This is a genomic window from Streptococcus sp. HMSC066F01 (assembly GCF_001837335.1).
In the GTDB taxonomy this organism is placed as follows: Bacteria; Bacillota; Bacilli; order Lactobacillales; family Streptococcaceae; genus Streptococcus; species Streptococcus oralis_S.
In genome coordinates this window covers 78958-93015 of the sequence record NZ_KV832119.1, presented here as the reverse complement: position 1 = coordinate 93015, position 14058 = coordinate 78958, and the positions used below count along the sequence as shown (strand labels likewise).

The window sequence follows — 14058 nt, the reverse complement described above, 5'->3', positions numbered from 1 at the left end:
TCCCTGGTTTTATGAGATAATTTCTATAATTTCTCGCAAACTTTGCACTCCATCATTTATTTTAACATATTTTTGAAATTCTGTAACTAGTTCAGAAGAAATTTTTCCATTTGTATAAACTTTTGCGACAATTTCTCCCTTTTGAACGGAGTCACCTACCTTCTTCTCAAAAACGATTCCAGTTTCATAGTCTAAATCATCAGACTTGACTGCGCGACCAGCTCCCAATCTCATGGCATAGAGACCAAATTCCATCGCTGGAAGGGCTGAAATGACACCTGACTCTTGAGCAGGGATATCTACTACATGCGCCACCTTGACTGGGCGATAGAGATCTTCTAAATCACCGCCTTGAGCTGCTACCATTTCTTCAAACTTAGCCAGCGCTTGGCCGTTTTCAAGATGTTGACGGACTTCTTCAACCGTCTTCTCGACATTTGCCAAACCAAGCATAATCTGAGCCAATTCACAGATAAAGTGGGTAATATCCTGACGGCCTTTCCCTTGTAAAATCTCCAATGCCTCAAGGATTTCGAGACGATTGCCAATAGCTTTTCCCAAGGGTTGACTCATATCGGTAATGACTGCTACTGTCTTTCGACCAACAGCCTTACCAAGTTCCACCATGGTTTGAGCCAATTCACGTGCCTCATCAACCGTCTTCATGAAAGCACCCTCACCGACCGTTACATCTAGCAAAATGGCATCCGCTCCTGCAGCAATTTTCTTGCTCATCACCGAACTCGCAATCAAAGGAATCGTGTCTACAGTTGCTGTCACATCACGAAGGGCATAGAGAAGTTTATCTGCTTTAACCAGCTGATCGGACTGCCCAATGACAGATACACCAATATCCTGTACCTGACGAATGAAATTTTCTTGACTTCGCTCAACTTGATAGCCCTTAATGGACTCCAATTTATCAATTGTCCCACCAGTATGACCGAGGCCACGACCACTCATTTTAGCAACGGGCACACCGAAACTCGCAACAAGGGGAGCCAGAATCAAGGTCACCTTATCACCTACTCCACCAGTCGAATGCTTGTCAACTTTAACCCCCTCAATAGCTGACAAATCAAACTCCTGACCTGTCTTGACCATATTCATCGTCAGGTCAGAAATCTCACGTGTGGTCATTCCTTTAAAATAAACAGCCATAGCAAAAGCAGACATCTGATAATCTGGAACAGTTCCAGCCACATAGCCTTCTACCAACCATTTTATTTCAGCCGTAGTCAGTTCTTGACCATCTCGTTTCTTTTGGATTAAATCAACTGCTCTCATGTTTTCACACTTCTAAGGATATAATATCCCTTGTCTTTCTTTATAATTTCACAATTTCCAAAAACATCTTCCATCTTGCTTTTAGCACTTGGAGCTCCTTGTTTTTTCTGAATGACGATGGTTAAATCTCCTCTGTCTTTCAAGAAATCTCTGCTCTTTTCGATAATCTCATGAACAACCTGTTTTCCCGCTCGAATCGGCGGATTGGAAATAACATGGTCAAACTTCCCTTCAACTTGTTCATAGATATTGGATTGGAAAATCGTTACTTCTACTTTATTACGTTCAGCATTTTGTCGCGCTAGGTCCAAGGCACGATTATTGATATCGACCATGGTCGCCTGAACTCCATAAGCCTTGGCCAATGACAAGCCCAATGGCCCATAACCACAACCCACATCAAGGACCGTCTCTCCTTCATTTACCTCTAGACACTTGAGCAAGAGCTGACTCCCAAAGTCAACCATTTTCTTGCTAAAAACACCCGCATCCGTCAAAAAGGTCATGTTTTCTCCCAACAACTCCACTCTCAACTCATGAATGTCGTGAGCAGCATCAGGATTTTCTGCATAATACATTTTACTCATAAAACTATTTTACCATAATTTGGCTTGAATTGTAAATCGTTTACAAAGTGATGATCAAATGAAAAAGACTGAAAAAACCAAGTCAAAAAGACCTTTTCTTCAATATCTTTCAATTATTAGAAATGCATTATAATCTATCGGGAACTACAAATTATCATAGTCAGGAAAAAACAGTTCGTCTGTAATCAGGCGCATTTTTATTACCATTTCTTAACCTTAAAATACTTTATTATCAACAAGATTCCCAATATGATGTTTAGATAAAAACCCAACTGATAAGTTTGTGTCAAGATTTCCAAACTTGTCCAAAGGCGTATCAAATCTTCTAGTGACATACGGAATAGATATCCTTCTGTAGCAAGCCACAAAATCAAAAATAGATAACTACCAGCAGCAAGCCATTTTGTCCACTGATTTTTTACTAGCCAAGCAATCAAGAGTGAACAGATAAAGATAACTGTTACAAGAAGATGATCTATTAAGAAGGTAAAATCGTAATAAGTTTCTACAAAGCGTCTCCCATTATCCGTATTCGCTCCCCTTATAAAAGGTAGTGCAAAACTTAAAATAAAACAGAGTTTCAATATGTAACATCTCAAGATTTTCATTGTATACCTCCTAAAGTTGTGAACGAAAAAACCCACTTTTAATAACTGATAACTCTTCAGAAACAATTCCCTATCTAATCATTAAACTATTCAACCTCCATCTCTATTATACGATATTGACTTACTACCATCAAGAAACCGCTTTATTTTTTTAGCTTTTTATGGTATGATAGACAAAATATCTAGGGGAAAACAATGACCAACGAATTTTTACATTTTGAAAAAATCAGTCGCCAGACTTGGCAATCTTTACATCGAAAGACAACACCTCCTTTGACAGAAGAGGAACTAGAATCCATCAAGAGTTTCAATGACCAGATTAGTCTGCAAGATGTCACAGATATTTATTTACCTTTAGCACATCTCATCCAAATTTACAAACGCACCAAAGAGGATTTAGCCTTTTCTAAGGGGATTTTTCTCCAAAGAGAGAGTAAATCTCAACCCTTCATTATTGGAGTTTCAGGAAGTGTAGCTGTAGGAAAATCAACAACTAGCCGACTTCTGCAAATCCTTCTCTCTCGTACAGTTACTGATGCTACTGTAGAATTGGTGACAACTGACGGCTTTCTCTATCCCAATCAAACCTTGATGGACCAAGATATATTAAATCGCAAAGGTTTTCCTGAAAGTTATGATATGGAAGCTTTACTGGATTTTCTTGATCGCCTAAAGAATGGACAAGATGTCGATATTCCTGTCTATTCTCATGAAGTGTATGACATCGTTCCTGGAGAGAAACAACGTGTCAAAGCTGCTGACTTTGTTATTGTCGAAGGCATCAATGTCTTTCAAAACCCTCAAAATGAGCGCCTTTACATCACTGATTTCTTTGATTTCTCCATCTATGTGGATGCTGCTGTCGAGGACATTGAAAGTTGGTATCTGGATCGTTTCTTGAAACTGCTCAGCTTTGCCCAAAATGATCCCAACAGCTACTACCACCGTTTTACGCAAATGCCAATTGGAGAAGTTGAAGCCTTTGCACACCAGGTTTGGACCAGTATTAATCTCACAAATCTACAAAACTATATCGAACCAACAAGGAATCGCGCCGAGGTCATTCTCCACAAGACTAAAAACCATGAAATCGATGAAATTTACCTAAAAAAATAATTTCCCCTTGTCAAAACCTAAGTTTTCATATATAATGGTATAGTTAGTAAATATGGAGGTAAGAACATTGGCAAACATTAAATCAGCTATCAAACGCGCTGAATTGAACGTTAAACACAACGAAAAAAACTCAGCTCAAAAATCAGCTATGCGTACTGCTATCAAAGCTTTCGAAGCAAACCCTTCTGAAGAACTTTTCCGTGCTGCTAGCTCAGCTATCGACAAAGCAGAAACTAAAGGTTTGATTCATAAAAACAAAGCAAGCCGCGATAAAGCTCGTCTTTCAGCTAAACTTGCTAAATAAGAAACAGTCCATAGAGGCTGTTTTTTTGTCCTCTAATCAGAAAAGGTAGAAAATGAAAATCGCAATTATCGGTTATTCTGGAGCTGGTAAGTCAACTCTAGCAGAAAAGTTATCTAACTACTACTCCATCCCCAAACTGCATATGGATACGCTCCAATTTCAACCTGGTTGGCAAGACAGTGACCGCGAATGGATGTTGACCGAGATGAAAAAGTTTCTCACAAAGCATGAAGCTTGGGTCATCGACGGCAACTACTCTTGGTGTTGCTATGAAGAAAGAATGCAGGAAGCTGACCAAATCATCTTTCTCAATTTTTCACCATGGACTTGTCTCTTTCGAGCCTTCAAACGGTATCTCACTTACCGAGGCAAGGTCAGAGAAAGTATGGCAGCAGGCTGTCCTGAACGCTTTGACTGGGATTTTATCAGATGGATTCTCTGGGATGGGCGGACAAAGAATGCTAAAGAACGCTATCAACGGGTTCAAGAAACCTATCCAGATAAAGTAATTGTCCTCCAGTCTCAAAAGGAGATGGACCACTTCTTAGAAAATCTCGTACATAACAAGAAAAACCAACGTGCCTAACGTTGGTTTTTTGCTATTAGCCAATCACACTTCCGTTTGGTACAGCTGGATCAACTGTGAGAAGGGTTAATTGTCCATCATGTTCAGCTGAAAGGATCATTCCTTGGCTGACATATTTCTTCATCATCTTACGTGGTTTGAGGTTGGCAACGATTTGGACTTTCTTGCCGACCAATTCTTGTTCGTTTGGATAGTATTTTGCAATTCCTGAGAGGATTTGACGGTCTTCGCCATCACCAGCATCTAGGCGGAATTGGAGCAACTTATCAGAACCTTCGACTTTAGAAACTTCTTTGACTTCTGCGACACGGATCTCAACCTTGTCAAAGTCTTCAAACTTGATTTCATCCTTGTTGAGTTTGAGTTCAACTTCATCTGGATTCCATTCTTTTTCGACAGCTGGTTTGTTGCCTTCCATTTGTTCCTTGATATAGGCACTCTCTTCTTCCATATCCAGACGTGGGAAGATTGGTGTTCCTTTGGCAACGACTGTTACACCTGCAGGGAAATCTGCCAAGCTCAAATTTTCTAGGCTAGAAACTTCTGCTAGACCAAGTTGTGCCAATACAGCGCGACTAGTTTCCATCATAAATGGCTCAATCATGTGAGCTACAACACGAAGGCTAGCTGCTAAGTGACTCATCACACTTGCCAATTGGTCACGGTGCTCTTCATCCTTAGCCAAGACCCATGGGGCTGTCTCATCGATGTATTTGTTGGTACGTGAGATAAGCGTCCAGACTGCTTCTAAAGCACGTGGGTAGTCAACTGCATCCATGTGTGTATGGTAGTCAGAGATAGATTGCTCTGCTACTTGAGCAAGAGCATTGTCAAAGTCTGTCACACCTTCTACGTAGGCAGGGATTTGCCCATCAAAGTACTTGTTAATCATAGAAACCGTACGGTTGAGGAGGTTTCCAAGGTCATTGGCCAATTCATAGTTGATACGGCCGACGTAGTCCTCAGGAGTAAAGGTTCCGTCTGAACCAACTGGAAGACTACGCATGAGGTAGTAACGAAGTGGATCCAGTCCATAGCGCTCTACTAACATTTCAGGATAAACGACATTCCCTTTAGACTTAGACATTTTGCCGTCTTTCATGACAAACCAACCATGGGCAATCAAGCGGTCTGGCAATTTGATATCCAACATCATCAGAAGGATTGGCCAATAGATAGAATGGAAACGAAGAATATCTTTTCCAACCATGTGGAATACTGTTCCATTCCAGAACTTGTCAAAGTTGCCATGCTCATCTTGACCGTAACCAAGAGCAGTCGCATAGTTAAGGAGAGCGTCAATCCAAACATAGACCACGTGTTTTGGATTTGATGGGACTGGTACTCCCCAGGTAAAAGTTGTACGAGAAACCGCTAAGTCTTCCAAACCTGGCTCGATGAAGTTACGCAACATTTCATTAAGACGACCATCTGGAGTGATGAAGTCAGGATGAGATTTGAAAAATTCAACCAAACGGTCTTGGTATTTGTTGAGGCGAAGGAAATAAGACTCTTCTGAAACCCATTCAACCTCGTGACCTGATGGAGCAATACCGCCCGTTACATTTCCAGCTTCATCACGGAAAACTTCTGCAAGCTGGCTTTCTGTAAAGAATTCCTCATCTGAGACTGAATACCAACCAGAATATTCACCTAGGTAGATGTCATCTTGAGCAAGTAAGCGTTCAAAGACTTGCGCCACTACTTTTTCATGGTAGTCATCCGTCGTACGGATAAATTTATCGTATGAGATATCGAGTAATTTCCAGAGTTCTTTGACGCCAACCGCCATCCCATCAACATAAGCTTGAGGTGTGATGCCAGCTTCTTCCGCTTTTTGCTGGATTTTCTGACCATGCTCGTCAAGACCTGTCAGATAAAAGACATCGTAGCCCATGAGGCGTTTGTAGCGAGCTAGGACATCACAAGCGATGGTTGTGTAGGCAGAACCGATATGAAGTTTACCAGATGGATAGTAAATCGGCGTTGTAATATAAAAATTCTTTTCAGACATAATTTTTCCTTTCCAGGCAAATGAAACCTGTTTTTCTAACACTTCATTATATCATATTTTTAGTGATTTTCGATAGGAAAATCCATGCAAAAACAAGACAGACAATTGTCCATCTTGTTTTTTCTGTTCTATATCTTATTCATAACGAAGAGCTTCGATTGGATCGAGCTTAGACGCTTTATTAGCTGGCAAGACTCCGAAAATCATCCCAACACTTGCTGACACAGCCAAGCTAAAGAGAGCGATTGGGAGGGAAACCCCAACTTCAATACCTGCAATCATGTTTTGAAGCAATACTCCAGCTAACATAGTCATTCCAGCAGCAATTCCAAGACCGATGACACCACCTAGCAAGGTCAAGATCATAGACTCAATCAAAAACTGTACTAAGATATTAGCCCGAGTAGCTCCAAGAGCTTTCCGCAGACCAATCTCCCGCGTGCGTTCTGTCACCGAAACCAGCATGATATTCATAACACCAGTTCCCCCGACAAAGAGAGAGATTCCTGCGATGGCACTGATAATGGTGGTCATAAAACCAAATAGTTGTTGTACTTCTTGGAAGGCGGCAGTTGCGTCCGCAACTTGGTACTCACCTTGCTGAAGACCAGCAATCTCGGTCAGTTTTCGAGCCAACTCCGGACCCAAGGTCTGCGTTAGACTAGTATCATTGACACGAAAGACGATGTTCGATATTTCATCAGTATTAAAATTGGCTGCGAGAGAGATATTGGTCGTAATTGGAAGACCACCAATCCCAAAGGCTTTAGCAGTTTTAGCTTCATTGCTAGTATAAACGCCAATCACACGGTAACTAAATTCATTGACAGAGATGATTTGATTAACCGCAGCTTCTGGACTATCAAACAAACTCTTGGCTAGTTCTTCATCCAGCAAAATCACACTGGCAAATTCCTTGTAGTCTTGCGGTCTTAGACTTCTACCCGCAACGATTTCATTTTCAACTGCGTTCATGTAGGTGCTATTTCCACCAGTCAAAGTCGCTCGTTCAACCTTCTTATCCTTATAAGACAGGGTGACGTTGGTCGAGTTAGTGACATAGTAACTGTCTACTCCTTTGAGTTTAGCAGCCTCCTTGACCCAAGACTCTAGTGGTTTTGGTGGTTCAACATGAACATCCTCTTCTTTCCCACTGACTGTCAAAGCGGATTGTTTCTGCGTAAAGGAGCCGTCCTTGCTTTTGATAGGAGAGAAAAAGACATGGATATCCTTCTGTGATTTGGTCATATTTTTATTAACCTGACGAGACATGGAGTCTCCCAGAGCCATGATGACGACGACAGATGAAACTCCGATGATAATCCCGATCATGGTGAGGAAGGAACGCATCTTGTGGGCCATGATGGATGAAAAGGCAAATTTCAGATTCTGCATCTTAGTTTTCCTCCTTTTCTACCTGAGCACTGTCAGACGAGATGATCCCATCACGAATGACAATTTGGCGTTTGGCATAGGCAGCAATCTCAGGTTCATGCGTGACCATGATAATGGTTTTCCCTTCCTTGTTTAACTCCACCAACAGTTGCATAATTTGATTTCCCGTCTTGGTATCCAAGGCTCCTGTGGGTTCGTCTGCTAGGATGATAGAAGGATTATTTACCAAGGCACGCGCAATCGCTACACGTTGCTTTTGACCACCTGATAACTCAGACGGCAAATGATGACTGCGCTCCGTCAGCTCAACCTTTTCCAGAAATTCCTCAGCCAATTTCCGACGTTTAGAAGCCGAAACTCCAGCGTAAATCAAGGGCAATTCGACATTTTGAAGCGCATTGAGTTTGGACAAGAGAAAGAACTGCTGAAAGACAAAGCCGATTTGCTGGTTGCGGACCTTGGCCAGTTGTTTCTCTCCAAGACCTGCTACTTCTTGGCCATCAAGATAATACTCTCCACTGGTTGGTGTATCCAGCATTCCGATGGTATTCATCAAGGTAGACTTACCAGAACCAGACGGTCCCATAATGGCGACAAACTCACCTTCTTGAACTTCTAAGTTAATATTTTTTAGGACCTGCAGTTCCTGGTCACCATTTCGATAACTTCTACAGATATTTTTGAGACTAATTAGTTTCTTCATCAGCCTTCACCTCTTTTCCTTCTTCCAAGGAAGATGTTGGATTACTGATGACCTTGGCACCGTCTGTCACACCTGAAGTGATTTCTTGGTTGTCTGCATCCGCATTCCCCAAAGTAACTTCTACCTTCTTCGCTTTTTTCTGGTCGTCTAAAAGCCAGACATAGTTTTTGTCATTTTCGGTAACAACACTTGTCAAAGGAACAAGGATGGCTTTACTTTTGTTTTTGACTTCAACACTGACTGAGAAGCCTTGTTTCAACTCACCGATATCGCTAGTCACATCAACAGTATAAGGGTACTTAGAGCCAGTATTTCCTCCAAGGGCTGCATTTGCTGCTTCTCCATTGTTTTTAGGATAATCTGAGATATAGCTAATCTTACCAGTCCAACTCTTATCTTGATACACTTTAGAAGTAAAGGTAACTTCTTGCCCTACAGAGAGGTTGGCAAGGTTGTATTCAGACAACTCCCCTTTGACCTGCAAGTTTTCATTACTTACGACATGTACTACCACTTGGCTGTTACCCGTTGGTGATTTGGAAACATTACGATTAACTTCAACTACAGTCCCTTCAAGTGTACTGAGGACAGTTGCAGCATCTAGCTGAGCTTGAGCCTTGTTGAGCTGAGCCACAGCATCTGCACGGTTATCCTTGGCATCACTGATTTGAGAATCAATAGAAGATACGGAAGAAGTCGCTGCTTGCGCTTGTTCTGGGAGTCCAGCTTCTGTTGGAACCTGTGGAGAAGCTGGTGCAGCTGATGCATTTTCACGAGCTTTGTTTAACTCCTCGATATGACGATCTGCCTTTGCAACTGCACGATCGGCTGCATCATAGGCAGCTTGAGCATCTGCACTGCTGTATTTGACCAAAGCTTGCCCTTCTTCGACCTTGTCCCCGACTGAAACGAGAATTTCATCTAAATCTCCCTTACTAGCATCAAAATAAACGTATTGTTCATTTTTTGCTGTAACCGTACCTGACAAGAGAACCGATGAAGCAACAGAACCTTCCTTAGCAGTAACGATATGAGGGGTTTCCTCCTTGACTGCTGACTGGGAAGGTTGTCTAAAAATCAAAATCCCCGCAGCACCGATAACAATAGCACTGGCAACACCAATCGCTGTGTATAATTGCCATTTTTTTGCCTTCTTATTTCTTTTCATTTTTAAGCTCCTTTATTCTTTTGCCTTACAAAAACCATTATATCAGAAATACCAAGCCCAAACAATGACAGTTCAGATAGAAACAATGACAGTTCAGGATTATTATTTCGTTCGGTATTCGTTTATTGGATTATTGTGCTAGATATATAATACAATATCTTTTTGAATTTGGCAAGCGTTTTTATAATTTTTTTATCGTAGCAGATTTTTGCATTCAAAAAATAAAAACGATAGAATATGACTATCAAAGCTATAAGGAGTTTTCTATGAGAGAATATGATATCATCGCCATCGGTGGAGGAAGTGGCGGCATTGCCACTATGAACCGAGCTGGTGAACACGGTGCTAAAGCTGCTGTTATCGAAGAGAAAAAATTAGGTGGAACCTGCGTCAATGTCGGCTGTGTTCCTAAAAAAATCATGTGGTATGGAGCGCAAATCGCTGAAAGCTTCCACCACTACGGCCCTGACTATGGTTTTACAAGTTCAGATGTTCAATTTGATTTCGCAAAACTTCGTCAAAATCGTGAAGCCTACATCGACCGTGCTCGCTCATCTTATGATGGAAGTTTCAAGCGCAACGGTGTTGATTTGATTGAAGGTCGTGCTCATTTCATTGATGCTCATACGGTCAGCGTTAATGGTGAATTGATTCGTGCCAAACATATCGTGATTGCGACTGGCGCTCGTCCAAGCATTCCAACTATCCCTGGAGCTGAACTTGGTGGTAGCTCAGACGATGTCTTTGCTTGGGAGCAACTTCCTGAATCTGTTGCGATTCTTGGAGCTGGCTATATCGCCGTTGAATTAGCAGGTGTTCTCCACGCTCTAGGAGTAAAAACTGATTTGTTTGTCCGTCGTGATCGTCCCTTGCGTGGTTTTGACAGCTACATCGTTGAAGGACTTGTCAATGAAATGGAAAAAACAGGTCTACCTTTACACACACATAAGGTACCCGTCAAGCTCGAAGAAACGGAGCAAGGTATTACCATTTATTTCGAAGACGGTTCTAGTCATACTGCCAGCCAAGTTATCTGGGCTACCGGTCGCCGTCCAAATGTAGACGGTCTGGAGTTAGAAAAGGCTGGCGTCACACTCAACCAACGTGGATTTATCCAAGTGGATGAATATCAAAATACAGTTGTAGATGGTATCTATGCTCTTGGAGATGTTACTGGTGAGAAGGAACTGACCCCGGTAGCCATCAAGGCAGGACGTACCTTATCTGAACGCCTCTTCAACGGGAAAACAAATGCCAAGATGGACTACACGACTATCCCTACAGTTGTCTTCTCCCACCCAGCAATCGGAACAGTCGGTTTAACTGAAGATCAAGCTATCAAAGAATACGGCCAAGATAACATCAAAGTCTACAAGTCAAGCTTTGCATCTATGTACTCAGCCGTTACAAACCATCGTCAAGAATCTCGCTTCAAACTCATCACCGCCGGTGCTGACGAAAAAGTTGTTGGACTTCACGGACTTGGTTACGGAGTGGATGAGATGATTCAAGGATTCGCTGTTGCTATTAAGATGGGAGCAACCAAGGCGGACTTTGATGCTACAGTAGCTATCCACCCAACTGCCTCGGAAGAATTTGTAACCATGCGCTAATTATCACAAGAGACCTCTTGAGGTCTCTTTTTACTTGTAAAATCGGCTGTTACAAAATTGTTACCTTGATTTCAAAAATAGGTTGACTTTTCTTTCTAGATTAGTATAATAGTTACTATAATTTTGAAAAGAGGTTAACAGTTTTGAAAAAAGCTCATATCTATGCTATCCCTGCTATCGGTGCTGCTCTCATCGCCGTATTGGCACAAATCAGTCTCCCTATCGGTCCTGTACCTTTCACTTTGCAAAACTTTGCAATCGGTCTGATTGCTACTGTTTTTAGACCCAGAGAAGCTGTTCTATCTGTAGCTCTCTATCTCTTGCTGGGTGCTATTGGTCTACCTGTCTTTGCAGGGGGTGGTGCAGGATTTCACGTTTTAATCGGCCCAAGTGCAGGTTATCTTTGGTTCGATCTTGTCTATGCTGGACTTACATCTTATCTCATCCATCAAAATAGTGGCTACATTCGCATTTTCCTAGCCAACCTCTTGGGTGACTCCCTCGTCTTTGTCGGAGGCATTCTCAGCCTCCACTTCCTAGCTGGTATGCCATTTAATCAGGCACTAGCTGTCGGTGTCCTTCCCTTTATCCTCCCTGATCTTGGTAAGATTATTGCCATTAGTTTCATTAGTCGTCCCCTACTCAAACGATTGAAAAGCCTTCCATATTTTTCAAGATAAAAGAATAGTCCAGAACAATTGTTCTGGACTATTTCCATTCTAAGAATCAACTATACACTATTTAGATACTCGACTATTCTTATACCAGTATGAATATTAATCGTTTTATTCTTCAAATTATAGCTATTCAAAATATGCAAAGTAGAAAAGTATTCTAATTGATTCAAACCAAATATGCTTCCATTGATTTCGGAAGGTTGGCAATTGTATACTTTTCAGAAAACGCATTTTCACTGAGAGAGCTATATTTTATAAATTATTTGTGATACAATAGAGCTACCTAAAAGATTCAGAAAATTTAATGTTCATTGATTGTTTATATTAACTTGAACATTCTGATTTTTCTTCATTCAAAAATAACTGTAAATAATTATAAGTAGAAAGGTAATTCTATGGCAAAGAATACTCGTGAGCTAATCATTAGAGCTCTCATTACACTAGCTAAGAAAAATCCTCAGCGTAGTTCCTTTACAATGACTGAAATTGCTGCTGAAGCTGGTATTTCACGACAAGCGATTTATCAAAAGCATTTTAACAACTTTGAAGATATTATCGAATACATTCACGAAGAGACCAATCAACACATTTTTAACGTCTTTAATAAGTACTGCCCTAGCAATGATGGAGATCCTATCAGCTTTTTAGCAGACCATATACTTCCTCTTATATACGAAAAAAGGGAAGTTATTAACACCTTGTATACCACACAAGCCGACCCATGTTGGAAGGAATTTCTGCGTGGAACATACTCAGAGTGGGTACTAAAGAATGTCAATTACCAACTGAAATATAATTTTAATAAAGAGGACATCGCTTATATCATTACGACCATGGCCATCTCTTTTATTGAAGTCTGGATTCGTAAAGATGATCCAATTCCACCTGAAGAATTTAGAAAGACTTTCATTCAATTATCTAAAACTTCTCTGTGTGACTATATTGTATCCTAAAAAAAGAATCTTGAGTTGCACTCAAGATTCTTTTTATTGTTGCCCTTTAAAGGCATCGACCATTACCTGAAATTCTTCATTGGAAAGCGTGATTCCCTTGCCCATTTTAGTATGGTCTGGACTCCAAGAACGAATATCAAACTTTGCTGGTGATCCATTAAAGCTAACGCGATTTAGTTCTTTTGTCCATCCTTTGTCATTTTCAGACAAGGTGAGCAAGTGTTCTTCAATTTCAAATGTAAATTCTGCCATTTTAACTCCTTTATGTGATATGCTTTCTATAGTCTATTCGTAAAAATCTTGTGGTTTTTAAGAAAATTTTATATAATGTGGATATATAAGAAGGGAGGATTCTATGAGACAGACATTCAAACTAGTTCTAGATAAACTACATGGTTTTCTCAATGGGAATGATGATCATCCTCAAATTGAGGATAACTCCCTCTCTGCTATGATTGAACAAGCCATCCAGAAAAAGACGGCTGTTCATGTGATACTTGCTGAGACAAGTTTTACGGGTGATATTGTCAAACACGATGCTAATCGCCAACAAATTATCATCAAAAATTTTTCAAAAAACGTGACCCGAATCATTCGTATCAGTGATATTAAACGACTTCGTTTTGTTCCCTCAACTGTACAAAAAGCTCAGAAAAGTCTATTTAAGAAAGAGTGAGATGTTCTTTGCATCCCACTCTTTTTCTTAACGGATTTGTTCAAAATGAAGATGAACGGCGATATGGTCGCCATAACCACTTCTCTCCAAATCGCGTTGCAAACGATAAGAGATATAGTGTTCTGCAATTGTGATGTAACCAGCTCCAAGTAAGCGGTGTTCAACCATTGATTGGATCATGCTGATAGTGGCACGTTCTACTTTTGCTTCTTCCAAGTCCAAAACGACTTTTTTAGTAACTTGCGCTAGGTTTTGACGCAGGTCATCGGTCAAAACATAAACTGTTTGAGCTGCTTTTAGGACAGCTTGGTAAATTTTATCTGGATCAAATTCAGCAATTTCTCCATTACGTTTGATTACTTGCATAAGGT

At 40.8% G+C, this 14058-nt stretch carries 16 protein-coding genes; 7 read left to right on the top strand and 9 right to left on the bottom strand.

Features of this window, described 5'->3' with window-relative positions; translation table 11 throughout:
* Window positions 1-9: 9 nt before the first annotated feature.
* The 3 genes from HMPREF2655_RS07675 to HMPREF2655_RS07665 form a co-directional block, all read right to left on the bottom strand.
* On the bottom strand, window positions 10-1287 hold the full coding sequence (locus tag HMPREF2655_RS07675) for a pyrimidine-nucleoside phosphorylase (RefSeq protein WP_070838427.1): 1278 nt from the start codon (window positions 1285-1287) through the stop codon (window positions 10-12).
* A complete protein-coding gene (locus HMPREF2655_RS07670) occupies window positions 1284-1874 on the bottom strand; it encodes a class I SAM-dependent methyltransferase (protein WP_083321246.1) in 591 nt (196 codons plus the stop codon). The genes HMPREF2655_RS07675 and HMPREF2655_RS07670 overlap by 4 nt, the downstream gene beginning before the upstream one ends.
* A 200-nt stretch (window positions 1875-2074) precedes the next feature.
* Window positions 2075-2482: a hypothetical protein gene (locus HMPREF2655_RS07665; protein WP_070838424.1), complete on the bottom strand. Its 408-nt coding sequence runs from the start codon at window positions 2480-2482 to the stop codon at window positions 2075-2077.
* Between the two features lie 195 nt (window positions 2483-2677).
* Between HMPREF2655_RS07665 and coaA the strand changes: the two genes are divergently transcribed.
* From coaA to HMPREF2655_RS07650, 3 genes are all read left to right on the top strand, one after another.
* Complete coding sequence (gene coaA, locus HMPREF2655_RS07660) at window positions 2678-3598, top strand: type I pantothenate kinase (RefSeq protein ID WP_000180503.1); 921 nt, start codon at window positions 2678-2680, stop codon at window positions 3596-3598.
* A 67-nt stretch (window positions 3599-3665) separates the two neighbouring features.
* The gene (gene rpsT / locus HMPREF2655_RS07655; protein WP_002895661.1) at window positions 3666-3902 is read left to right on the top strand and encodes a 30S ribosomal protein S20; all 237 of its coding nucleotides are present in this window, start codon (window positions 3666-3668) and stop codon (window positions 3900-3902) included.
* 52 nt (window positions 3903-3954) lie between these two features.
* On the top strand, window positions 3955-4488 hold the full coding sequence (locus HMPREF2655_RS07650) for a DNA topology modulation protein (RefSeq protein WP_070838422.1): 534 nt from the start codon (window positions 3955-3957) through the stop codon (window positions 4486-4488).
* Window positions 4489-4504: 16 nt separating this feature from the next.
* On the opposite strand, the gene metG is transcribed toward HMPREF2655_RS07650, so the two are convergent.
* From metG to HMPREF2655_RS07630, 4 genes are all read right to left on the bottom strand, one after another.
* Entirely contained in the window at window positions 4505-6502 is a 1998-nt protein-coding gene (gene metG, locus HMPREF2655_RS07645) for a methionine--tRNA ligase (protein WP_070838420.1), read from the bottom strand.
* A gap of 135 nt (window positions 6503-6637) precedes the next feature.
* Window positions 6638-7897 carry an ABC transporter permease gene (locus HMPREF2655_RS07640; protein WP_001180392.1) on the bottom strand — a complete coding sequence of 420 codons (1260 nt, stop codon included), beginning with the start codon at window positions 7895-7897 and terminating at the stop codon, window positions 6638-6640.
* 1 nt (window position 7898) lies between these two features.
* The gene (locus HMPREF2655_RS07635) at window positions 7899-8600 is read right to left on the bottom strand and encodes an ABC transporter ATP-binding protein (protein WP_070838418.1); all 702 of its coding nucleotides are present in this window, start codon (window positions 8598-8600) and stop codon (window positions 7899-7901) included.
* Window positions 8584-9768, bottom strand: a complete 1185-nt coding sequence (locus tag HMPREF2655_RS07630) for an efflux RND transporter periplasmic adaptor subunit (protein WP_000827874.1) — start codon at window positions 9766-9768, stop codon at window positions 8584-8586. Before HMPREF2655_RS07630 ends, HMPREF2655_RS07635 begins: the two co-directional genes overlap by 17 nt.
* 266 nt (window positions 9769-10034) lie before the next feature.
* Between HMPREF2655_RS07630 and gor the strand changes: the two genes are divergently transcribed.
* From gor to HMPREF2655_RS07615, 3 genes are all read left to right on the top strand, one after another.
* On the top strand, window positions 10035-11381 hold the full coding sequence (gene gor, locus HMPREF2655_RS07625; protein WP_070838416.1) for a glutathione-disulfide reductase: 1347 nt from the start codon (window positions 10035-10037) through the stop codon (window positions 11379-11381).
* Between the two features lie 143 nt (window positions 11382-11524).
* Window positions 11525-12061, top strand: a complete 537-nt coding sequence (locus tag HMPREF2655_RS07620) for a biotin transporter BioY (protein ID WP_070838414.1) — start codon at window positions 11525-11527, stop codon at window positions 12059-12061.
* A 392-nt stretch (window positions 12062-12453) separates the two neighbouring features.
* Window positions 12454-13011 carry a TetR/AcrR family transcriptional regulator gene (locus tag HMPREF2655_RS07615; RefSeq protein WP_070838412.1) on the top strand — a complete coding sequence of 186 codons (558 nt, stop codon included), beginning with the start codon at window positions 12454-12456 and terminating at the stop codon, window positions 13009-13011.
* 33 nt (window positions 13012-13044) lie between these two features.
* On the opposite strand, the gene HMPREF2655_RS07610 is transcribed toward HMPREF2655_RS07615, so the two are convergent.
* Window positions 13045-13263 (bottom strand): YdbC family protein, encoded by a 219-nt coding sequence (locus HMPREF2655_RS07610; RefSeq protein WP_070838410.1) that lies wholly within the window; start codon window positions 13261-13263, stop codon window positions 13045-13047.
* 103 nt (window positions 13264-13366) lie between these two features.
* Between HMPREF2655_RS07610 and HMPREF2655_RS07605 the strand changes: the two genes are divergently transcribed.
* The gene (locus HMPREF2655_RS07605) at window positions 13367-13687 is read left to right on the top strand and encodes a hypothetical protein (protein WP_001250028.1); all 321 of its coding nucleotides are present in this window, start codon (window positions 13367-13369) and stop codon (window positions 13685-13687) included.
* A gap of 27 nt (window positions 13688-13714) precedes the next feature.
* Here HMPREF2655_RS07605 and HMPREF2655_RS07600 read toward each other — a convergent pair whose 3' ends face one another.
* On the bottom strand, window positions 13715-14053 hold the full coding sequence (locus HMPREF2655_RS07600) for an ATP cone domain-containing protein (protein WP_001196045.1): 339 nt from the start codon (window positions 14051-14053) through the stop codon (window positions 13715-13717).
* Between the last annotated feature and the right edge of the window lie 5 nt (window positions 14054-14058).